At 63.6% G+C, this 21,563-nt stretch carries 18 protein-coding genes; 10 read left to right on the forward strand and 8 right to left on the reverse strand.

What is annotated here, in order from left to right:
- The 3 genes from proC to proB all read right to left on the reverse strand — a co-directional run.
- The coding region (proC, locus tag VEZ38_RS06655; protein WP_324892564.1) for a pyrroline-5-carboxylate reductase at window positions 1–787 on the reverse strand (787 nt) is incomplete at its 3' end.
- 32 nt (window positions 788–819) lie between these two features.
- Window positions 820–2,067 carry a glutamate-5-semialdehyde dehydrogenase gene (locus VEZ38_RS06660; protein WP_324892565.1) on the reverse strand — a complete coding sequence of 416 codons (1,248 nt, stop codon included), beginning with the start codon at window positions 2,065–2,067 and terminating at the stop codon, window positions 820–822.
- Between the two features lie 25 nt (window positions 2,068–2,092).
- Window positions 2,093–3,202, reverse strand: coding sequence for a glutamate 5-kinase (gene proB, locus VEZ38_RS06665; protein WP_324892566.1), 1,110 nt, complete (start codon window positions 3,200–3,202; stop codon window positions 2,093–2,095).
- A gap of 458 nt (window positions 3,203–3,660) precedes the next feature.
- On the opposite strand from proB, the gene VEZ38_RS06670 reads away from it, so the two are divergent.
- A complete protein-coding gene (locus VEZ38_RS06670) occupies window positions 3,661–4,326 on the forward strand; it encodes a hypothetical protein (protein WP_324892567.1) in 666 nt (221 codons plus the stop codon).
- Window positions 4,327–4,385: 59 nt separating this feature from the next.
- Here VEZ38_RS06670 and argS read toward each other — a convergent pair whose 3' ends face one another.
- The 3 genes from argS to VEZ38_RS06685 all read right to left on the reverse strand — a co-directional run bounded on the left by argS (window position 4,386) and on the right by VEZ38_RS06685 (window position 8,609).
- Window positions 4,386–6,068: an arginine--tRNA ligase gene (gene argS, locus VEZ38_RS06675; RefSeq protein WP_324892568.1), complete on the reverse strand. Its 1,683-nt coding sequence runs from the start codon at window positions 6,066–6,068 to the stop codon at window positions 4,386–4,388.
- 571 nt (window positions 6,069–6,639) lie between these two features.
- Window positions 6,640–7,386 carry an HAD family hydrolase gene (locus tag VEZ38_RS06680; protein WP_324892569.1) on the reverse strand — a complete coding sequence of 249 codons (747 nt, stop codon included), beginning with the start codon at window positions 7,384–7,386 and terminating at the stop codon, window positions 6,640–6,642.
- A 38-nt stretch (window positions 7,387–7,424) separates the two neighbouring features.
- A complete protein-coding gene (locus VEZ38_RS06685) occupies window positions 7,425–8,609 on the reverse strand; it encodes a pyridoxal phosphate-dependent aminotransferase (RefSeq protein ID WP_324892570.1) in 1,185 nt (394 codons plus the stop codon).
- A 152-nt stretch (window positions 8,610–8,761) separates the two neighbouring features.
- Between VEZ38_RS06685 and VEZ38_RS06690 the strand changes: the two genes are divergently transcribed.
- Window positions 8,762–9,544, forward strand: coding sequence for a carbon-nitrogen family hydrolase (locus VEZ38_RS06690; RefSeq protein ID WP_324892571.1), 783 nt, complete (start codon window positions 8,762–8,764; stop codon window positions 9,542–9,544).
- Here the strand turns inward: VEZ38_RS06690 and VEZ38_RS06695 are convergent.
- Window positions 9,541–9,891, reverse strand: a complete 351-nt coding sequence (locus VEZ38_RS06695) for a hypothetical protein (RefSeq protein ID WP_324892572.1) — start codon at window positions 9,889–9,891, stop codon at window positions 9,541–9,543. The two genes, VEZ38_RS06690 and VEZ38_RS06695, sit on opposite strands and share 4 nt — an antisense overlap.
- Window positions 9,892–9,983: 92 nt before the next feature.
- Window positions 9,984–10,892, reverse strand: a complete 909-nt coding sequence (locus VEZ38_RS06700) for a LysR family transcriptional regulator (protein ID WP_324892573.1) — start codon at window positions 10,890–10,892, stop codon at window positions 9,984–9,986.
- A 136-nt stretch (window positions 10,893–11,028) separates the two neighbouring features.
- On the opposite strand from VEZ38_RS06700, the gene leuC reads away from it, so the two are divergent.
- From leuC to VEZ38_RS06740, 8 genes are all read left to right on the forward strand, one after another.
- Window positions 11,029–12,453: a 3-isopropylmalate dehydratase large subunit gene (leuC, locus tag VEZ38_RS06705; RefSeq protein WP_324892574.1), complete on the forward strand. Its 1,425-nt coding sequence runs from the start codon at window positions 11,029–11,031 to the stop codon at window positions 12,451–12,453.
- 15 nt (window positions 12,454–12,468) lie between these two features.
- Window positions 12,469–13,056, forward strand: coding sequence for a 3-isopropylmalate dehydratase small subunit (leuD, locus tag VEZ38_RS06710; RefSeq protein WP_324892575.1), 588 nt, complete (start codon window positions 12,469–12,471; stop codon window positions 13,054–13,056).
- 374 nt (window positions 13,057–13,430) lie between these two features.
- The gene (locus VEZ38_RS06715) at window positions 13,431–14,147 is read left to right on the forward strand and encodes a hypothetical protein (RefSeq protein ID WP_324892576.1); all 717 of its coding nucleotides are present in this window, start codon (window positions 13,431–13,433) and stop codon (window positions 14,145–14,147) included.
- 575 nt (window positions 14,148–14,722) lie between these two features.
- Entirely contained in the window at window positions 14,723–16,171 is a 1,449-nt protein-coding gene (locus VEZ38_RS06720) for an N-acetylmuramoyl-L-alanine amidase family protein (protein WP_324892577.1), read from the forward strand.
- Between the two features lie 26 nt (window positions 16,172–16,197).
- Window positions 16,198–18,888 carry an S-layer homology domain-containing protein gene (locus VEZ38_RS06725; protein ID WP_324892578.1) on the forward strand — a complete coding sequence of 897 codons (2,691 nt, stop codon included), beginning with the start codon at window positions 16,198–16,200 and terminating at the stop codon, window positions 18,886–18,888.
- A gap of 229 nt (window positions 18,889–19,117) precedes the next feature.
- On the forward strand, window positions 19,118–19,780 hold the full coding sequence (gene nth / locus VEZ38_RS06730) for an endonuclease III (protein WP_324892579.1): 663 nt from the start codon (window positions 19,118–19,120) through the stop codon (window positions 19,778–19,780).
- A gap of 62 nt (window positions 19,781–19,842) precedes the next feature.
- Window positions 19,843–20,124, forward strand: coding sequence for an NAD/NADP transhydrogenase alpha subunit (locus tag VEZ38_RS06735; RefSeq protein ID WP_324892580.1), 282 nt, complete (start codon window positions 19,843–19,845; stop codon window positions 20,122–20,124).
- Between the two features lie 126 nt (window positions 20,125–20,250).
- Window positions 20,251–21,563: dynamin family protein (locus VEZ38_RS06740; RefSeq protein ID WP_324892581.1), on the forward strand; the 1,313-nt coding region annotated here is incomplete at its 3' end.

The following is a 21,563-nucleotide window of genomic DNA, read 5'->3' on the forward strand; positions in this document are numbered from 1 at the left end:
CTTTGATCATGGTTTCGCGGAATGCATGTTGCTCTAACAGCTGAATGGCGGCGAACGTCGTGCCGTTCGGCGACGTCACCTTGGCGCGGAGCGACGCCGGGTCTTCGCCGGTCGACTCGACCATATGCGCGGCGCCGAGCACCGTCTGTACGACGAGCGTGCGCGCTTCCTCGGGGGTAAGTCCGCCTTGGACGCCGGCGTCGATCATCGCTTCCATCAGGTAGTATACGTACGCCGGTCCGGAGCCGGAGAGGCCCGTTACGAGGTTCAACCGGCTCTCGTCGAGCGACACCGCGCGGCCGACCGCCTCCAGCATCTGGAGCGCCATCTCGCGCTGCGCGGGCGACACGGAAGCCGAGTAGGCGACGCCGGTCGCGCCGAGGCCGATCGTCGACGAGGTGTTCGGCATCGTGCGCACGATCGGCTGCGTCCGTCCGAGCAACCGCTCGATCGTATCGATGGAAAGCCCCGCGACGACCGAGAGCAGCAGCTGATCCGGCCGGAGGGCGGCGCCGAATTCGGTCATCGCCGCCCCGACGTCCTTGGGCTTCATCGCCAGCACGACGATGTCGGCCTCGCGCACGAGCCGGAGCCGCTCGTCGTCCGAGTTCGTTTCGGGCACGCGGATGCCGTATGCGGCTTTCAGGTCGTTCAGCCGACCGCGATTGTGCCGATTCAGGACGACGACGGAGAGCGAGCGGACGAGCTTCGCCTCCACGATGCCTCGCAGCAATGCCTCGGACATCGAACCGGCGCCGATGAAGGCGATCGTTTGTTCGGATAACATGGGCTCATACTCCTTTGCGTCGAACGCGTTTGTTATTCCCGCACCTGCCCGTCGCCGACGACGATGTATTTCGTCGAGGTGAGCGCCGGGAGGCCCATCGGGCCGCGGGCGTGCAGCTTCTGCGTGGAAATGCCGATCTCGGCGCCGAAGCCGAATTCGAAGCCGTCGGTGAAGCGGGTAGAGGCGTTATGGTACACCGCCGCCGCGTCGACCTCCTGCAGGAAACGCCGCGCTTGATCCTCGTCCGCCGTCACGATGCACTCGGAGTGCTGCGTGCCGAACCGCGCGATATGCGCCAGCGCCTCGTCCAGCCCGTCGACGACGCGCACGTTCAAGATGTAGTCGTTGTATTCCGTCGCGAAGTCGGCATCGGTCGCCGCGTTCATCGACGGCACGAGCGAGCGGGCGCCGTCGTCCCCTCGCAGTTCGACGCCGCGCTCCCGGAACGCCTCGGCGAACGCGGCGAGATGCGCCTCGGCGAACGACCGATCCACGAGCAGCGTCTCCATCGAGTTGCACACCGACGGACGCTGCACCTTCGCGTTCAGCGCGATCGCGAGCGCCATCGCCGGATCCGCCGACGCGTCGACGAACGTGTGGCAGATGCCCGCGCCCGTCTCGATGACGGGGACCGTCGCGTTCTGGACGACCGTCTGGATCAGCGACGCGCCGCCGCGCGGAATGACGCAATCCAGCAGGCCGTTGAGCTTCAGCATCTCGTCGACCGACGCGCGGCTCGGATCGGCGACGAGCTGAACGGCGTCCGCCGGCAAGTCGGCGGAGCGAATCGCGTCCCGAATGACCTCGACGATGCGGCCGTTGGACGACAGGGCGGAGGAGCCGCCGCGCAGCAGCGTCGCGTTGCCCGTCTTCAGGCACAGCGCCGCGGCGTCGACGGTCACGTTCGGCCGCGCTTCGTAGATGATGCCGATGAGGCCGAGCGGCACGCGCACCTGGCGGACGCGCAAGCCGTTCGGCCGGTCGAACGAAGCGAGCGTGTCGCCGACCGGATCGGGCAGCGCCGCGACCTCGCGCACCCCTTGCGCCATCGCTTCGATGCGCTGCGGCGTCAGCGCCAGCCGGTCGAGGAGCGACGGCGACATGCCGTTCTCCCGGCCGCGCCGCAAGTCTTCCTCGTTCGCTTCGACGATCTCGCCGGCTCGCGCGAGCAACGCGTCCGCGATCGCGAATAGCGCCGTGTTTTTCGCTTCCGTCGTCAAGGCGGCGAGCCGCGAGGTTGTCGCCTTGGCGAGGGTCGCCTTTTCCCTAACTTCGCCCATAGCCATCATCCTCTCCCATAAAAAATTAGAATAAGACCCATTCGTCTCGATGAATGACTTCAATGCGGGGCACCTCGAGGCGCCGCTGCACCTCTTCCGTCGACAAGCCGGCCGCCGCTTGAAGCTGCCACGCCGCGTAATTGACGACGCCGCGCCCGATGCGGCGCCCGTCCTCGAGCGCGACCTCGATCACGTCGCCCGGGTGGAAATCGCCCTCGACGCGCTTCACGCCGGCGGGGAGCAGGCTCTTGCCGCCCTCCGCGAGCGCCCGCCGGGCGCCTTCGTCGACGACGACGCTGCCCTGCGGCACCGAATGGAAGCCGACCCATTGCTTCTTGACCGACAGCTTCTGCAGCTCGGCGTCGAAGTACGTGCCGTCACCGTCGCCGAACGCCGCCGCGCGCAAGTCGCCCGGCCGCGCCGCGCGGCCGATGAACACTTGCACGCCGCCGCGGATCGCGATGCGCGCCGCCTCCAGCTTCGACCGCATGCCGCCGGTGCCGACCGCGGAGCCGCTGCCGCCGGCCATCGCGAACAGCTCGTCGCTGAGCGCCGACACCCGCTCGATACGGCGAGCGTCCGGGTTTTTCCGCGGGTCCTCGGTGTACAGGCCGTTCATATCCGTGCAGATGAGCAGACACCGGGCTTGCACGAGGTTCGCCACGAGCGCGGACAGCGTATCGTTGTCGCCGAACTTCAGCTCGTCGACGGAGACGGTGTCGTTTTCGTTAATGATGGGGATGACGCCTCGGTTGAGCAGCTCCTCGAGCGTGGCCGAGGCATTGAGAATGCGGCGCCGGTTCGAGAAGTCGAAGCGGGTGAGCAGCACCTGCGCCACGACGCGGCCGCAACGGGCGAACGCCTCGTTGTAGGCCTGCATGAGCAGCGCTTGCCCGACGGCGGCGGACGCTTGCTTCTCGTGCGTCAGCTTCGGCCGCTTCTCGAAGCCGAGGCGGGCGAAGCCGGCGGCCACCGCGCCGGACGTGACGAGCACGACCTGCTCGCCGGCGGCCGCGATGCCCGCGAGCTCCGCGGCGAAATATTCGATTTGTTCGCGGCGCAGTCCCCCTTCGGACGCGGTGAGGGAGCTGCTGCCGATCTTGACGACGACGCGTCGTCGCTGCGAGCCGTTCATGCGGAACGTTGCCTCCTTGCTGGCGGAAAAATAAAAAAACAACAGCATTCATCCTCATCTAGTAAAGGACGAAAGCTGTTGCATCTCACGATTGCGCTCCCGCGGTACCACCTTCATTGACGACCCTCGTCTCGAAAACGATCCCACCGACGCGCAGCGTCCATGTCGTATTCGAAAAAAGGAAGCCGTCCGGCTCCATGCCCTCGTACCAGGAGGACCGCTGTCCGGCTCGTCGCCGGCCGTTCCGGGGTGGGTCGGCGTGTCCCGCGGCGGCGAATCTCTCAGCTTGCGATTCGCTCTCTGGTGCGCCCGTTCTTCACGCGTACTGGCCCCTTCATCACGTTAGGGTAATGAAGTTTCTCAATACTATACCATCCCCGCGGGGCGTTTGTAAATAAGCGCAACATCTCGGCGGGCCGCCTCGTCTGCAAAGATAAGAGGTGAAGGAAGTGTACAAAATGTCGTTCAACTCCATCCTAGTCATGTGCTTCCTGATCTTTGCGTTGAGCGGACAAGACCGATTGAGCTGGGCGCCGGGCCCGGCGGACGAAAGCGCGGATGCAATGGTTTCGGCGACGGCAGAGGAGACCGTCGACGACGGGGGAACCGGGGAGTTCGGCCCGGTGGACATCGCCGCCGTCCCCGAACCGCCGCCCGCCGCCGGCGCGAACGTCGCGGAGGTTCCCTTGGAGGGGGTCGCGATCGAACGCCCGCTCCCGAGGACGCCGGGGGACGAGGTCGCTTGCGCCGCGGGCTTCGCGCTCGCGCTGCCCCCGAGCGATTCTTCGAGATATACGATTTTCGACTGGATGACCGAGGAGGGGCGGGCCGCGACGATCCGATACGAATTCGCGAACGGCGCGGTGCTGGAATTCACGCAAGCGAAGCTCGGCGTCGAGCGGTCAGGCGAAAGCGGGAGGGAGGGGGCGACCTCTCTGGCCGATCTCGCGCTGCCGCTGCCTCGCCTTGCCGCCGCGGAGACGCGCGCCGCGCTCGACATCGCGTGGCAGGACGCCGAGCGCGCCTACGCGATCCGCGCTTACGGCGTAACGGAGCAGGAGGCGAAGGCGTGGATTCGCTCGCTCGAGCCGCCTTCCGCCGGCTGCCTTCCGCCGTCGTCATAATAGCGGTCAAGTCCGCTGTCGCCGCAAGCCGCCGCGCCTCCGGTGACCGCAGCAGCGGTTTACATCCGCTCCGGCGCCGCGACGCCGAGCAATGTGAGCGCGTCCCGCAGCGTATCCGCCGCGGCCGCGCACAGCCGCAGCTTCGCCGCCGCTTCGGCGGGATCGTCCACGAGCACGCGCTCCGCGTGGTAAAACCGATTGACCGCCTTGGCCGCCTCCAGCGCGTACCGCGCGACGATCGACGGGGCGAGCCGCTCCGCCGCAAGGCGCACCGCCTCCGGGTAGCCGAGCAGCAGCTTCAGCAGCGCCCACGCGTCGTCGCCGGCGAGCGCGGCCGCCAGCGGCGCTTCGCCCCGGTGCTGCGGCGCGGCTTTCGAGAGCAGCGTCCGAATCCGCGCGTGCGTATACTGCACGTACGGCCCGGTCTCGCCCTCGAACCGCACGGCGTCCTCGAGCCGGAAGTCGATCGCGCCTTCGCGGTCGTGCTTCAGGTCGCCGAACACGATCGCCCCGATGCCGACGGCCTCCGCGACCGCGTCCCGATCCGCAAGGCCCGGGTTTTTCTCGGCGATGATCGCCCGTGCCCGCTCGACGGCCTCGTTCAGCACGTCCTCGAGCAGGACGACGCGCCCCTTGCGCGTCGACATCTTCTTGCCCTCGACCCGCATCAGACCGAACGGCACATGCTCGCACCGCCCGGACCAGCTTGCGTCCAGCTTCTCCAGCACCCCGAACACCTGCCGAAAATGCACCCCCTGCTCCGCCCCGACCACGTAGAGCAGCCGATCGCCTCCGAGCGTCTCCCGGCGGTACGACGCCGTGGCCACATCCCGCGTCGCATAGATGGACGACCCGTCGGACTTTACGACGATGCAAGGGGGGAGCGCGGCGTCGTCCAGCCGGACGACGAGCGCGCCGTCGCTCTCCTCCAGCAGGCCCGCCGTCCGGAGCCGTTCGACGGCGGCCGGCATCTTGTCGTTATAGAAGCTCTCGCCGAGCTCGTACTCGAAGTCGACGCCGAGCCGGTCATAGATGCGGCGGAACTCCCGCTTGCTCGTCTCGACGAAGAAGCGCCACAGCTCGAGCGCCGTCTCGTCGCCCTGCTCGAGCCTGGCGAACCAGGCGCGCGCCTCGTCTACGAGGGCGGGGTCGCGCTCCGCTTCCTCGTGGAAACGGACGTACAGCTCGAGCGAAGCCTCGAGCGGCCGTTCTTGCAGCTGCTCCGGGTCGCCCCAGGCGCGAAACGCAGCGATCATTTTGCCGAACTGCGTGCCCCAGTCGCCGAGGTGATTGACGCGGACGACCTCGTACCCGTCCGCGACGAGCAGATTCCGGATCGCGTTGCCGATGACGGTGGAGCGGAGATGCCCAATGCCGAAAGGCTTCGCGATATTCGGCGACGACATGTCGACGACGACGCGTTGCCCGCGGCTCGCTCGCGCCGCCCGGAACGCCGGCTTCTCGAGCTCGCGCAGCCACTCCGAGGCGATCGCGTCCCGCCGCAGCGATACGTTCAGGTACGCGCCGACCGCGCGGCACGCCAGCATCGGGTGGTCGACGGCGGCCGACAGCTCGGCGGCGATCGCCTGCGGCGCCTCGCGCCGCGTCCGCGCCAGCTCGAAGCAAGGCAGGGCGGCGTCCCCGAGCGCCGCATCCGGCGGCGTCTCGAGGCGTCGCGCGACCTCCTCCTTCGGTAGGTTCACATACGGAGCGAGCCATTCGCCGATCGTCTCCATCATCATCGCGTCTTCCTCCTTGTCGGTATGTTTGATCGTCCCGGCGGCCTCAACTTGCCCGGTTAGCGGAGAACTCCGGTAACTCGGCGCGAAATTGGCGGCAACCCGGCCAGTTAGCGGAGAACTCCGGTAACTCGGCGCGAAAGCGGCGGTAACCGGGCTAGTTAGCGGAGAACTCCGGTAACTCGGCGCGAAAGCGGCGGCAACCCGGCCAGTTAACGGAGAACTCCGGTAACGCCGGGCCGGCCAGCCCCCACCCTGCGCCACAACGCAAAAAACCTCTCGTCTCAAAATAAGAGACGAGAGGTGAAAATGCGCTCCCGCGGTGCCACTCTTGGTGCCGCCGCGCCTAATGCGCGCACGACCGCTCGAAGCCCCGGTAACGGCGGGCGACGCCGGGCCCGCCTGCCGCCGCGCGAAGCAAAAGCGCAAGCATGGGCGGACCGTCTCGCGGGTGCGTTTTCGCGAATACGCTCGTACGGCGCCGGCTTCCACCCTCTCCGGCTCGCTGGTCCGTCGCAGCGCGCTACTGTCCCGGTCGCTGACGATCATTTTCTGAATAGTATATGCAATTCGCTCATCGCTGTAAACTCAAACCTGCCAGCACCGACGGAACCTGCTGAATCGACTCGAGCTGCACGAGCCGTTCGACCGCTTCCGCGGGGGGCTCGAGGTTGTCGAACGCCCAGTTGGACAGCGGAGGGATGTACATCGCCCCGATGCCGCATTCGAGCGCGGGGAAGATGTCCGTGCGCAGCGAGTTGCCGATCATCCACGTACGGGAACGGTCGAAGCCGTTCGTTTGCAGGATACGCTCGAGCGCTTCCGCGTTCTTGTGCTGGGCGACATGGACGCGGTCCTCGAAAAACGGCCCCAAGTTCACCTTCTCCACCTTGCCGCGCTGAATCGCCTCGACGCCGCCGGTGTAGAGCGACAGCAGATGCCCTTCGGCCTGCAGCCGGAACAGCGTATCGACGACGTTCGGGTACAGCTCGAACTCGCTGTCGTACACCGTGTAGCCGAGCTCCAGCACGCGCTGCCGTTCTTCCGGGTCCCGATCGCGGCCGAGCAGCGAACTATAATGATCGTACGTCTCGGCGAACGATTCCGGAAACCGCTCCGCCGTGAAGCCCTCGATGTGAATGCCGGCGAGGTCCAGCTCCAGCTGCTTCGCCTTGATCTCCGCCTTCGACAGCCGATGCGAAGCGAACCACGTCTCCATCAGGTCCGCGAACTGATCGATCACCAGATCGAAATATTTATTGCAATGGATGAGCGTATCGTCCAAGTCGAACAATAACGTAAACTTCGGTCTTTCCGCCATGCCGCGTCACTCCATCCGAGTACAAGCTTCTACTATTTTCAGAAAATGCCGAGCCGCCCGATCCGCGCCGCCGCCTCGCGCAGCCGCTCCTCGTCCGTCAAGAGGCCGAGCCGGACGTAGCCTTCGCCGTGCTCGCCGAAGCCGACGCCCGGCGCCACGACGATGTCCGCCTCGTCGAGCAGCTTGTCCGCGAACGCCGAGGACGTGTAGCCGCGGGGCACCGGCAGCCAGCAAAAGAACGAGCCCGCCGGCTTCTCCGCCTGCCAGCCGATGCCGGCAAGCGCCTCGTACAGCGCGTCGCGCCGCGATTCGTACCGCGCCACGAGCTCGCGCACCGAATCCTGCGGCCCGAGCAGCGCCTCGCGCGCCGCCCACTGCACGCCCCCGAACAGGCTGCAATAGAAATGGTCCTGCAGCAGCTCGATCTGCCGTACGATCTCCTCGTTGCCGAGCGCAAAGCCGACGCGCCAGCCTGCCATATTGTAAGTTTTGGACAAAGTGTAGATTTCAATACCGACATCGATCGCGCCCGGCGTCTCGAGGAAGCTGACCGGCCGCCGCCCGTCGAAGCCGATCGCCCCGTACGCGAAATCGGAGACGGCGAGAATGCCGTGCTTCGCCGCGAAATCGACCGTCTCCGCGTAGAATCCGGCCGGCGCCATCGCGGACGTCGGGTTGTTCGGATAGTTGACGAACAACAGCTTCGCGCGCTCCAGGTCGCTCGGCGCGATCGCCCCGTAGTCCGGCAGGTAGCCGTTCGACGCCGTCAGCGGCATCGTCGCCATGCGCCCGCCCGCGATCGCGACGCCCGACCAGTAGTCCGGGTAGCCGGGATCCGGCACGAGCGCGACGTCGCCCGGGTTCAGCATAATTTGGCTGATCTCCACGAGCCCCGACTTGCCGCCGAACAGGATCGCCACTTGCGTCTCCGGGTTCAGCGTCACGCCGTAATCGAGCTTGTACCGCTCGGCGATCGCTTCTTTCAAGAAGGCGAAGCCGGTGAACGGGGAATACCGATGGAACTGCGGATTCGCCGCGCCCTCCTGCATCGCTTGCACGATATTGCCGGGCGTCGGTCGGTCCGGATTGCCTTGCCCGAGGTTAATGACATCTCTTCCCGCTGCGGTCGCCGCGACGGCCTTCTTTACGAGCGACGCGAAAAACTGCTTCGGCAGCGCCGCCATCCGGTCCGCGGGGGCGAATGTCGTTTTCGATGGATTCATATGGGGTCTCCCACTCCGTTCTCCTTACCGTAAATGCTATTAATCTTATCAAAAACCCCGAGACCTGTACACCGCGCGTCTTGACTTCGCCGGGGGCTCGCGTATGATGGTAGTCATCGAAGTTTATCCGGGGGAAAAAGGAGTCGGAACGCATGAAGGTCGCAGTCATTCAGATGGACGTAACGATCGGCGAGCCTGCGCGCAATCGGGAGCGGGCGCTTGCGCACATGGAAGCGGCGGTGAGCGGCGGCGAGAAGCCGGACGTGCTCGTGCTGCCGGAGATGTGGAACACGGGCTATTCGCTGGAAAATATAGAAGACATCGCGGACGCGGACGGCGAGCCGACGCACGCGACGATGTCGGCGTTCGCCGCGAAACACGGCGTGAACGTCGTCGCCGGCTCGGTCGCGAACAAGTCGGCGGGCGGCGTAAAAAACACGATCTTCGCGTACGACCGCACCGGCGCGCGCGTTTCGGAATATTCGAAGATTCATCTGTTTCGCTTAATGGAGGAAGAGAAATATTTGCAGGAGGGCGGGGCGATCGGGAAATTGCGGGTCGACGGGGCGGAAGCCGGCATGATGGTATGCTACGACATTCGGTTCCCCGAACTGACGCGGCGCCTCGCGCTGGACGGCGCGAAGGTGCTGTTCGTGCCGGCGCAATGGCCGAAGCCGCGGCTGCACCACTGGCGGACGCTGCTGCTTGCCCGCGCGATCGAAAACCAGATGTACGTCGTCGCCTGCAATCGGGTCGGAATCAGCCGCGGCACCGAATTTTTCGGCAATTCGATGATTATCTCGCCGTGGGGCGACGTGCTCGCCGAGGGCGGCGAGGAGGAGACGATTTTGCGCGCGACGCTCGACCTCTCCGAAGTCGACCGCGTCCGGAAGACGATCCCGGTGTTCGAGGATCGCCGTCCGGAGCTGTATTAACCGTTCGCGATCAGGCTCGCCATGACGCGGTAGTTGTCGTGCCTGCGCTGCAGGAAGTCGACCTCCGCCTTCAGCCGGTCGGCGAGAGCCTGCGCTTCGCGGATGTCCGCGTGCAGCGGCCCCGTGAAGGCGCGGAACGCCGCGTAGCGGGCCGTCTCGTCTTTATAGGGCGAGGCGTCCCCCGACGTCCAGGCGGTCTCGGCGTCGGCGAGCCGACCGCGCTTCTCCGCCAGCTGATGCTGCGCCTCGTAATATTTCGTTTCGGCTTTGCGCAGCAGCTCCGGCAGCAGCTGCAGCTCGTCGATGATCGTCTCTTTCAGTAAGGTGCGCGTGGCGTACGTCGTCATCGTCATCATTCCTTCGGTTCGTCGTTATCGGACAAGTCCTACCAGAATGTATGCCGGCGTCGGCCGAAATATGTCTGTCCGCTCGGCGGGGGCTACGGCCGAACGCCCGTCGCGCCGGGCGTTACCTCCATTAGCGTCTCGATGAACGCCTCGGCCGCCTTCGTGAAATACCGGCCGCGGCGCTCCGCGATGACGAGCGTGCGGCTCGGCGACGGATCGACGAGCGATTTGAACACGGGCACGTAACGGCCCTTCTTCGACGCGGCGACCATGCTCGGCACGAAGGCGACGCCCATGCCGGCAGCGACGAGCGACATGACCGTCTCGATATTGCTGCTTTCGAATACGATCCTCGGCGAGAAGCCCGCCTCGGCGCAGATGTCCTGCGCGATTTGGCGGAAGCCTTGCCCCTTCTTGAGCACGACGAACGCTTCCTCGGCGAGACTCGCGACCGGAACCGGCTCCTCGGCGCCGGCGAGCGCGTGGGTCGCCGGCACGGCGAGCCGAATTTCTTCGGTCGCGTACGGGCGATAGTCGAGCGTCGGCTCCTCGATCGGCAGCGACAGCAGCGACAGGTCGACGGCGCCGCTCGAGGTCAGCTGCTCGAGATTGGCGCTGGTGTCCTCGACGAGCGAAATTTCGATGCCCGGGTGCCGCCTCGCGAATTCGGGCAGCACGATCGGCAGAATGTGCGAGCCGGTGATCGGCAGCGTGCCGACGACGAGCTTGCCCTTGCGCAGATTCGAGATATCGTTCATCTCGTTTTCCAGCTGGCGCGCAAGGTCGAGGATGCGCTGGGCTTTCTGTACGAACAGCTCGCCGGCGTGCGTCGGCTCCACGGCGTTCGTCGTCCGGTGGAACAGCGTCACGCCTAGCTCCTTCTCGAGCTTCGCCAGCTGCTGGCTTAACGACGGCTGGGCGATATGCAGCTTCTCCGCGGCGCGGGAGAAGTTTTTGTCATGATAAATTTGGACGGCGTAGGCGAGCTGGCGGAGATCCATTTTCGGAACGAGGCCCCCTTATAGATATTACCAATCAAATATATAGATATTATATCTTGGAACAATGACGAAAGAAATGATAGGATACGGTATAGAGGAATTTGCAATCATCGCGAAAACGGGAGAGGTGACGAGAATGGCGAAGCGTACATTGTTCGAGAAAATTTGGGACAATCACGTGATTCATTCGGAAGAAGGAAAACCTAGCATCATCTATATCGATTTGCATCTCGTGCACGAGGTGACGAGCCCGCAGGCGTTCGAGGGACTTCGGCTCGCGGGCCGCAAGGTGCGCCGTCCGGACTTGACGTTCGCGACGATGGACCATAACGTGCCGACGAAGGATCGTTTCAATATTACGGATCCGATTTCGAAGCAGCAGGTCGACACGCTGACGAAGAACGCGCAGGACTTCGGCGTGACGCTGTACGATTTAAACTCGATCGATCAGGGCGTCGTGCACGTCATGGGGCCGGAGCTCGGCCTGACGCACCCGGGCAAGACGATCGTGTGCGGCGACTCGCATACGTCGACGCACGGCGCGTTCGGCGCGCTGGCGTTCGGCATCGGCACGTCCGAGGTGGAGCACGTGCTCGCGACGCAATGTTTGCAGCAGTCGAAGCCGAAGACGATGGAAGTGCGCGTGAACGGCAAGCTGCCGGTCGGCGTGACGGCGAAGGACTTGATCCTCGGCATCATCGCCAAGTACGGCACGGACTTCGCGACGGGCTACGTCGTCGAGTACACGGGCGAAGCGATTCGCGCTTTGACGATGGAGCAGCGGATGACCGTCTGCAACATGTCGATCGAAGCGGGCGCGCGCGCCGGCATGATCGCGCCGGATCAGACGACGTTCGACTACCTGCGCGGCCGGGAGCATGTGCCGCAGGGCGCGGCGTTCGACGCGGCGGTGGAGAAGTGGAAGGAGCTCGTCACGGACGAAGGCGCGACGTACGACGCCGTCGTGGAATTCGACGCTTCGACGCTCATCCCGCAAGTGACGTGGGGCACGTCGCCGGGCATGGGCACGAACGTATTGGCGAAGGTGCCGGTGCCGTCCGAGCTGCCGACGGAGAACGAGCGCAAGGCGGCCGAGAAGGCGCTGGAGTATATGGATCTAAAGCCGGGCACGCCGATGACGGAAATCGAGATCAACTGGGCGTTCATCGGTTCTTGCACGAACGGCCGCATCGAGGATTTGCGCGCGGCGGCGAAGGTCGCGCGCGGCTACAAGGTGTCGCCGAACGTGACGGCGATCGTCGTTCCGGGCTCGGGCCGCGTGAAGCTGCAGGCCGAGAAGGAAGGCTTGGATAAGATTTTCGTGGAAGCGGGCTTCGAATGGCGCGACGCGGGCTGCTCGATGTGCCTCGCGATGAACCCGGACGTGTTGTCGCCGGGCGACCGCTGCGCATCGACGTCGAACCGCAACTTCGAGGGCCGTCAAGGCCGCGGCGGACGCACGCACCTCGTGTCGCCGGAGATGGCGGCAGCGGCGGCGATCATGGGCCGCTTCGTCGACGTGCGCGATTGGGAATTCAAGACCGAGCCGGTAACGGTGTAAGGGGGATACAGGAACATGCAAGCATTCATTAAGCATACAGGTCTTGTCGCGCCGGTCGACCGCGTGAACGTCGATACGGACGCGATCATTCCGAAGCAGTTTTTGAAGCGCATCGAGCGCACGGGGTTCGGCCAGTTTCTGTTCTTCGAATGGCGCTGGGACGAGCAGGGCAACGTGATCGAGAGCTTTCCGCTGAACCAGCCGCGTTACCAGGGCGCTTCGGTGCTCATCTCGCGCGCGAACTTCGGCTGCGGCTCTTCCCGCGAGCACGCGCCGTGGGCGATTCTCGACTATGGCTTCAACGTCGTGATCGCGCCGTCGTTTGCGGACATTTTCTATAACAACTGCTTTAAGAACGGCATTCTGCCGATCAAGCTGAGCGAGGAGCAGGTCGAGGACTTGTTCCAGCGCACGGCGAAGCATGAGGGCTACAAGCTGACGGTCGACCTCGAGGCGAAGACGATTTCCGACGAGTACGGCTTGTCGATCGCGTTCGATCTCGACGAGCACCGCCGCCAGTTCTTGCTGCAAGGCCTCGACGACATCGGCCTGACGCTGCAGCACGAGGACAAGATCGCCGCGTACGAAGCCGCGCATCGCTAAGGCGGTTTCGGCGGACGCAGGCGCCGTACGGCGGATCGCTGTTCGACAGCTAGGGCGCTCGTTCCCGCGCGTGGGGCGGGCGGACCGGCGCGTCCCGTCGGAGTTTGTGCGTAAGCAAGGCACCATAGTTTTTCGGCGTAAAGCATGCGCTGTCTCCCGAAGTTCGGGCGGCAGCGCTTTTTTTTGTTTTCCTTCCGGTGGTGGGGCGAGCGGTAATGGGGACGGAGAACGTTTCGACGAAGCGGATATGGCTGGGGTTGCGGAACAAATTGATGCGGGAAGGGGCGATCGGTCATGGGGACGGGGGAACGTTTCGACGAAGCGGATATGGCTGGGATTGCGGAACAAATTGATGCGGGAAGGGGCGATCGGTAATGGGGACGGGGGAACGTTTCGACGAAGCGTACGCGGCGTGGTTTGCGAAACATTTGGGTGAAAGCAGTGGCGATCGGAGACTTCAGCTAGAGCGGCGGTTGAAAGAGGAGGCGGAGGGGGATGAGTCGGCGGAGAAGCTGTTTCTTCGTCAGGTTTGGTGGCCCGTATACGGGAATTTGCATGTATTGATTCCGGAATTGGAGGTCATGGACGGGCTAGGCAAGCTGCGGTCGTTGGATCATGCGATCGTTCAATATCCGAAGCTCGTCGATTTGGAGGTGGACGGTTATGGACCGCACCAGAAGAATGCATCCCGTTGGACGTTCGCCGACGACCGCCGGCGCGACGCGGGATTACATATGATCGGCTGGGACGTGCTGCGGTTTGCCTATTCCGATGTGAAGCAGTATCCGCTGTCTTGTCAGCAACTATTAAAGTCTTGGATGGCGAGATACGAGCCTGTACCGAAGGAAGAAGCGTGGACTCGGCATGTGGTGAGGTTGGGGACGTACCACCAGGAATTTACCTTGGACGATGCAATACGTGTTTTGGGAGTGTCGGATAAACCCGCAAGGGATTTCCTACTTCGACTCGTGGAGAGGGGCTTCGTAGAATGCTGCGGGGTAGGAAGGAAGAGGATCCGAGCCTTTCGATTGACTGCATTGGGGGAGAAATTTGCGCGAGATATGAGTCAGGAGATTTACTTCCGGACGTAAAGCGGCAAAGTTGCGGTGAGTTAGCGGAGAACTCCGGTAATTCGGCGCGAAAGCGGCGGAAATGGCGGGAGTTAGCGGAGAACTCCGGTAAGTCGGCGTGAAAGCAGCGTAAAATTGTGCGAGTTAGCGGAGAACTCCGGTAAGTCGGCGCGAAAGGGGCGGAAATGGCGGGAGTTAGCGGAGAACTCCGGTAAGTCGGCATGAAAGCAGCGTAAGTTGTGCGAGTTAGCGGAGAACTCCGGTAAGTCGGCGCTAAAGCGGCGGAAATGGAGCGAGTTAGCGGAGAACTCCGGTAAGTCAGTGCAGAAGCGGCGGAAATGGCGGGAGTTAGCGGAGAACTCCGGTAAGTCGGCGCGAAAGCGGCGGAAATCGAGAGAGTTAGCGGAGAACTCCGGTAAGTCAGTGCAGAAGCGGCGGAAATGCGGGGGAGAGAGTTTTGTTCGATTCGACCGAATCTAGCAACTTTTGCTATTTTCATGCGTCTATTAAATATCGAAATGTCGGACGCTCTATTTTTATGTTCTTTTATGACGGATTTTGATAGACTTAACCATGTGTCACATACGGAGGGGCTTATGAATAAAGGGTGGAAGACGCTGGCATGGGTGGCCGGAGGCGTATTGGCGGCGGCGATCTGGTCGACGGCGGCCCCGACGCAGGCATGGGCCGCGGAGACGGCCGCGCTGTACGTCGACGGCGAACGCAGCGAGCTGCAAGCGAGGTCGATCGGGGGAACGGCGTACGTATCGCTCGAGACGGTCGCCGCGCTCGGCGGCGCCGTGAAGGCCGATCGCGACGGGAAGACGTATACGGTATCCGCGGGCCGGAAGGAAGTTCGCTTCACGGTCGGCGAGAAGCAGCGGTTCGTGGACGGCGTTCCGGTGACGGGCGACGAGACGGCCGAGCTTGCCGACGCCAAGGTGTTCGTGCCAGCGGCGTGGATGACGGGGACGCTCGGACTGAAGGTCGTCAAGGATCGCTTCACCGACTCTATCTACATATTCAAACAAAAAAACGACGGCACAACCCTTCCTTCCTCGCTGCCTTCCGGCGCGACGGCGTCGACGCAAGAGGTCGTCGCCGCGCCTGGCGCAACCCCCGCAGGGGAGACGCCGACCGGACCGACCCAAGGCGGACCGCCTTCGGACGCGTCCTCGCAGCAGCCGACGATCCAGACGATCGCTCTGGAAGGCGACGCGCTGCACATCGCGGCGACCGCGAACGTAACGCCGAGCGTCTTCGTCTTGAAGTCGCCGGATCGCGTCGTGGTCGACGTGCCGAACGCGACGGTCGTCCGGGACGCGAACGGCAAAGCGAGCGGCTCCGTCGCCGTCGATGCGAACCATCCGTACGTCGCGGGAATCCGTTATTCGCTATTCGCGACGGAGCCGTCTACGGTGCGCATCGTCGTCGACCTGAAGCGGCCGAAGCCGTATTCGCTGAAGCCGGCGCCGAACGGCGCCGTGCTGCACTTCACCCAGGCGGAGCCGGTGAAGGTCGTCATAGACGCCGGGCACGGCGGGAACGACCCGGGCGCCATTTCGGCAAGCGGAAAATACGAGAAGGACATCACGCTCCCCGTCGCCTTGAAGGTCATGCAGCGGCTGGAGGCAGAGAAGCTCATTCAGACGGTCATGATCCGCGAGAACGACGCGTATTTATCCCCCGCGCAGCGCGCGGCCGCCGCCAACGCGGCGGGAGCCGACTTGTTCGTCTCGATCCACGCCAATACCGCCTCTTCGCCGGCCGTGAAGGGGACGGAGACGTACTATTGGCGCGAGGATAGCCTCGCCTTCGCCCAACGGATTCATGCGTCGCTCGTCCAGACGATCGGCTCCGCGGACCGCAAGGTGAAGCAAGAGCGGTTCGTCGTCGTGAGGGAGACGTCGATGCCCTCGGTGCTGCTCGAGCTCGGGTTCATTACGAACGCCGACGACGAGGCGAAATTGTACAACGAAGAGATGCAAAACCGCATCGCGGACGCGATCGTCGCGTCGATTAAAGCACATTTTAACATTCCCTAACTATTCCATTCGGGAGGAATCGCTCCATGAACTATAAGGTACGCAAGCCGTTCGCCGTCCTCACCTCCGCCGCGCTGGCGTCGTCGCTGCTGTTCGGCGCCGGCGCGCCGTCGGCATCCGCCGAGGACGCGCTGCTGAAGCTGACGTTCCCCGACGTCGTAACGTCCCATTGGGCTAGAGGGAACATCGCGAAGCTGGCTGCGGTCGGCGTCATTCGAGGATACACGACAGGCGATTTCCGGCCATCCCAAGCCGTCACGCAGCAGGAAGCGATCGTCATGATGCTTCGGATGATGGGCTATTACGACGATGAACTCCCGGCCGCGGACAATGTGGCGATCGGGTTCGAAGTGGACAGCTTCTTTACGAAATTCGTCGTGAAGGCGATCGAGGAACGGATCATTCACCTCGGCGAAGAGACCGCGGCGGCTTCCTCGGGAGACATTCCCTGGGGCAAGCGGGAAGCGACGCGGGAGTGGATCGCGAAGCTGATCGTCCGCGCGCTCGGACAGCAGCCCGCGACGGGCGGAATCGCCTTCGCGGACGCCAGCCAAATTTCTCCCGATGCGGCGGGGTACGTCGCGAAGGCGGCGGAGCTCGGCCTCGTGCAGGGCATCACCGAGAACGGCCAAACCTACTATAAGCCAAGAAAGGCAGTAACGCGCGCGGAGATCGTAACCTTCTTATCCCGCGCGGATCAATACATCGCGGACGATGCGGCGAAATACACAAGCGGCTTCGTCGCGAGCCGGACGGCGACGTCGCTGCAGCTGCAGACGACCGGAGGCGGTTCGGCGTCCTATGGGTTGAACGCGGAGACGCTCGTCTTCGACGAAAGCGGCGAGGCGCTGACGCTGGAGGATTTGACGACGATGTCCGCGGTACGCGTCATTCATAGCGGCGGGCAGGCCTATTACATCGAGCGTACCGACGAGACGATCCAACTCGAGACGATCGAAGGGGAGCTGGCGGCGCTCGACATCGCGGCGGGCACTCTCGTGCTGCGCAAAGCGGACGGTTCGCTGGAGCCGTACACGCTTGCGCCGAACGCCTCGGTGACGAACGCCTCGGGCGCCGGCACGTCGCTCTCCCAGCTGACGGAGGGCAGCGAACTGCGGCTGCAGCGAGCCCGAGGGACCGAAGCGGTGACGGCGATCGTGCTCGTCGAGGCAGCGTTCAACGCGGAAGGGACGGCGGTGGCGCAAGCCGTGAACGCGACGGCCGGAACGGTTACGTTCACGGACGCGTCGGGCTCGGTCGTTACGTACCCGCTGGCCGAGGACGCCGTTTTAACCGTGAAAGGGCAGCCGCTCGGCGGGGGGCTCGCCGGGCTTCAAATCGGAGATACGTTCGAGTATACGATCAAAGACAGCAGGATCGTAGAGCTAGACATTACCGTCCAGCGATTCGTAACCGCGACCGGGGAATTCCAAGGTTACGCGGGCAACACGATCACGATCATGGAAAACAGCACGACCCCGAAAGCGTACTTGTTCGCGAGGAACGTCGCCGTTAAGATCGAAGGCTTGACGAACACGGGCATCGAAGATTTGCAGGTCGGAGATCTTGTGCAGCTTCGCATCTCCGGCGCCACGAATCAAGTGGACCAAATTACGGTGACGAATCGGAACGTGACGCAACTGAAGAACGTTACGATCGTTCAGTTCGCCGCAGGCGATTACTTGACCGTCCGCGACGAGAAGGGGAAGGCGCATCTGTTCTACGTGACGAACCGTTCCGCGCTCGTCCTTGACGGGGAGAGGCTATCGGAGCAGTTATATTCGACGTATCTTGCCGCGGGGCGCAAGGTGAGTATCAGCGTGTCGGCCGACCAGCTCGTTCGGCTCGACATCATCACGAAAGCAAGCGGCACGGTAACGGCCCTGAACACGACCGCTCGAACGATTACGTTGCGGACGGCAGACGATGCGTCGATGACGCTGCCTTATGCCTCCTTCGTCGCCGTGGAGGTGCCGCTGCAGACGAGCGCGAGCTTCGCGGACATCACCGTCGGGGCCAAGGTACATCTGAGCATGGGCATCGGCTCAGACACGGTCAACACGATTCAAGTCGAGAAATCGTTCGTCTACACGTTCACTTCCGCGACGTCGGCGCCGCGCACCGTATACGCCAAGACGGCGCAAGGAGGGACGGTATCGTTATCGCTGGACAGCGAGGCGAGGGTGCTCGATAAGAACGGACAGAGCATTGCGCCGACGGCGCTGACGGCCGGTAAGCCGATCGTCGTCAACTACGTGGGACGCAAGATCGTCTCGGTGCAGGAGCCGGCGGCCGTGCTCGGCAAAGTATCGACGCTGGACGTTACCGGCGGCAAGCTGGCCGTAACCGACTTTAATAACAACGTCAGGCAATATAACCTCTCCGGCGGCATCCAAGTGCAAGAGGGGACGAACGTATCGACGTCCGCTTCCGCATTGCAGCTGAACGATCGCGTCATGGTCGTCGCCGATGCGCAGGGCAAGCCGTACCTCTTCGTCGCGCAAGCGGAAGTGCGGAAATTCAGCAGCTACGACGCGGCGAAGAACGAGATTTCCTTCAAGATCGCCAAGCTTACGGACCAGGGCAAATACACGCTCGAGCCGGACGCATACGTTCACACGTCGGCTGGCGGGCTGCTGGCGCTCAACCGGCTGAAGGAGAACGACCAAGTCACGATCTACTTGTTGAACGGTAAAATTATCGAGCTTGTGCAGTAACAGCGCCGGCACCGAACGCGCGAGCGAGACGAGGGTCGTCCCGCTTGCGCGTTCGTTCTTCGCGAGGATACAAATTGGTTTGTGCGAAAAAATTCGAAATGTTGCTCCCGCGAACCCGTTTCTGCCATTGAAAACGGACGAACGGTTCGTTACACTAATAAACGCTACGCGAACATCGACGATTTTCGAGCCGCCGGGCGAGGCGGCCGCGGGAACGGGGGAGAATCGATTGAACAAAGCGCAGGTTCGGCAAGCGCTGGACATCGTCGCGGGCATGTTTCCGGACGCGCATTGCGAGCTCGTTCATTCGAACCCGTTCGAATTGACGATCGCGGTGCTGCTCTCGGCGCAATGCACGGACGAGACGGTCAACAAAGTGACGAAGGATTTATTTCAAAAGTACAAGACGCCGGAGGATTACCTCGCCGTACCGCTGGAAGAGCTCGAACAAGACATTCGACGGATCGGCCTGTTTCGCAATAAAGCGAAACATATTATGGCACTATGTCGTCTATTGGTCGAAGCGTACGGCGGAGAAATTCCCGAGGCGCACGAGGAGCTCGTCAAGCTGCCCGGCGTCGGGCGAAAGACGGCGAACGTCGTCGTCTCTACGGCTTTCGGCGTGCCGGCGATCGCCGTCGACACGCATGTCGAGCGTGTTTCGAAGCGGCTCGGCATCGCGGGGTGGGACGACAGCGTGCTGGAGGTCGAGAAGAAGCTGATGCGCAAGGTGCCCAAGGACGAGTGGACCCAGACGCATCATCGCCTGATCTTCCTCGGACGCTACCATTGCAAGGCCCAACAGCCGAAGTGCGACGGCTGCCCGTTGCTAGACGTATGTAGGGAAGGCAAGAAACGTATGAAAACGCCGAAAAGTAGAAAGACTAACTAACATATAGGACCGATAGCGAACGCCGATGCCGGCCGCTCAGGACAGAAGGGTGAGAGAACCACATGAAATGCATTTCCGTCTATACGAAAAACTTCGAGCAGTTTTCGGATATCTACGATAAAGTGCTGAACACGAAGCTGACGGAGGACGAAGAGACCGTCGTCGAAGGCGTCACGGTCACGGAATCCGGCGAGGTGCCGGAGCATTACATCGATCGGATGCGCGCCAAGCGCGATGTCGTCGTCATGAAGGAGAAGGAGCGGGACATCACGATTTTGCAGCATGGGGGCGTGTTCGAAATTTTGGTTCCCGAAGCGCATGATTTGAAAGTGACGACCGTCTAAGCGGACGGCTGCCCAGAAAACCTAAACGCCCGTACCCGGCGCATCGCCGCGGACGGGCGTTTTGTTGTATAATGGTGAATTGTGCGAACCAAGAGAAACGGCAGCGGGATAGGAGAAGATCGGCGTATGGCGGGGGAAACGAGAGAACGAATCATATCGGAGTTGGAAGCACTGGAGCAAGCGCTCCGCAGCCGAGAGGAGACGGCGCTGGCGGAGAAAGCCGCGTCGCTCGCGGCGAAGGGGCGGCGGGACGACGTGTTTTTCGCGTTCTGCGGGCATTTCTCTGCGGGGAAGTCGAGCCTGATCAATCGGCTGTGCGGCGCGAAGCTGCTGCCGTCGAGCCCGATTCCGACGAGCGCGAACATCGTCGCGATCCGCAGCGGCGCCGCCTCCGAGGCGGTGCTGACGTACCGGGACGGCCGCGAAGCGCGCGTGCCGCTGGAAGATGCGGCGAAGCATGCGAAGGACGGGGAGGCGGTCGAAGCGGTCGAGCTTCGCCATCCGATTCCTTGGCTGGGGGCAAGGGCCGTGCTGCTCGATACGCCGGGCGTCGACTCGACGGACGACAACCATCGATTGTCGACGGAATCGGCGCTGCACTTGGCGGATATCGTGTTTTACGTTATGGATTACAATCACGTGTTATCGGAAATGAATATGGACTTCGCGAAGCGGCTGTCCGAGATGGGCAAGCCGCTCGTGCTCGTCGTCAATCAGATCGACAAGCATCGAGAGGCGGAGGTGCCGTTCGAAGCGTTCCGCGCGGGCGTCGAGGACGCGTTCCGTTCCTGGGGCGTCGAGCCGGCCGCTACGCTCTATACGACGCTGGCGGCGCCGGACCATCCGCGGAACGAAACGGGGCGGCTCGCCGCGCTGCTGGCCGCGCTGGCCCAGGGCGGCGAAGCGCTGTCGCTCGCCGGCTTGGCGTCCGCGACGCTCGAGCTCGCGGAGGAGGGCGCCCGGGCGTTCCAAGCGCGTAACGACGAGCGTCGGGAGGCGCTGCGGCGGGAAGCCGCCGCCGAGGACGCCGGCGCCTCGGCGCGTTACGAGGCGCTGCAGACGGCGCTGCGCGAGCGGGAGACCGTACGGACTCGGCTCGTCGACCGGTTGAAGGGCGAAGCGGGACGCATCGGGGACAACGCGAACCTGACGCCGGCGACGACGCGGGAGAAGGCGCATGCGTTCCTCGAGAGCCGACAGCCGAATTTCCGCGTCGGCCTCTTGTTCGCGGCGGCGAAGACGGAGGAGGAGCGCCGCCGCCGCCTCGAGGCGTTCCACGCCGAATTCGCGGAGCATGTGCGGGCGCGGCTCGTCTGGCACGTACGCGACGAGGTGCGCAAGGCGGGCTTCGAGCTCGGCCTCGACGACGCGACCGTCGCCGCCGCGGCCGAATCTGTCGACGTCGACGTGACGCCGGAGCGGCTCGTCGCCAAGGTGCA

Origin of the sequence: Paenibacillus sp., from assembly GCF_035645235.1 — a bacterium.
Lineage (GTDB): Bacteria > Bacillota > Bacilli > Paenibacillales > YIM-B00363 > Paenibacillus_AE.

Excerpts from the sequence above, each read along its gene's own strand:
- VEZ38_RS06660 (WP_324892565.1), bottom strand. The coding sequence starts at position 2,067 with ATGGGCGAAGTTAGGGAAAAGGCGACCCTCGCCAAGGCGACAACCTCG.
- proB (WP_324892566.1), bottom strand. The coding sequence starts at position 3,202 with ATGAACGGCTCGCAGCGACGACGCGTCGTCGTCAAGATCGGCAGCAGC.
- VEZ38_RS06670 (WP_324892567.1), top strand. The coding sequence starts at position 3,661 with ATGTCGTTCAACTCCATCCTAGTCATGTGCTTCCTGATCTTTGCGTTG.
- argS (WP_324892568.1), bottom strand. The coding sequence starts at position 6,068 with ATGATGATGGAGACGATCGGCGAATGGCTCGCTCCGTATGTGAACCTA.
- VEZ38_RS06680 (WP_324892569.1), bottom strand. The coding sequence starts at position 7,386 with ATGGCGGAAAGACCGAAGTTTACGTTATTGTTCGACTTGGACGATACG.
- VEZ38_RS06685 (WP_324892570.1), bottom strand. The coding sequence starts at position 8,609 with ATGAATCCATCGAAAACGACATTCGCCCCCGCGGACCGGATGGCGGCG.
- VEZ38_RS06690 (WP_324892571.1), top strand. The coding sequence starts at position 8,762 with ATGAAGGTCGCAGTCATTCAGATGGACGTAACGATCGGCGAGCCTGCG.
- VEZ38_RS06695 (WP_324892572.1), bottom strand. The coding sequence starts at position 9,891 with ATGACGACGTACGCCACGCGCACCTTACTGAAAGAGACGATCATCGAC.
- VEZ38_RS06700 (WP_324892573.1), bottom strand. The coding sequence starts at position 10,892 with ATGGATCTCCGCCAGCTCGCCTACGCCGTCCAAATTTATCATGACAAA.
- leuC (WP_324892574.1), top strand. The coding sequence starts at position 11,029 with ATGGCGAAGCGTACATTGTTCGAGAAAATTTGGGACAATCACGTGATT.
- leuD (WP_324892575.1), top strand. The coding sequence starts at position 12,469 with ATGCAAGCATTCATTAAGCATACAGGTCTTGTCGCGCCGGTCGACCGC.
- VEZ38_RS06715 (WP_324892576.1), top strand. The coding sequence starts at position 13,431 with ATGGGGACGGGGGAACGTTTCGACGAAGCGTACGCGGCGTGGTTTGCG.
- VEZ38_RS06720 (WP_324892577.1), top strand. The coding sequence starts at position 14,723 with ATGAATAAAGGGTGGAAGACGCTGGCATGGGTGGCCGGAGGCGTATTG.
- VEZ38_RS06725 (WP_324892578.1), top strand. The coding sequence starts at position 16,198 with ATGAACTATAAGGTACGCAAGCCGTTCGCCGTCCTCACCTCCGCCGCG.
- VEZ38_RS06735 (WP_324892580.1), top strand. The coding sequence starts at position 19,843 with ATGAAATGCATTTCCGTCTATACGAAAAACTTCGAGCAGTTTTCGGAT.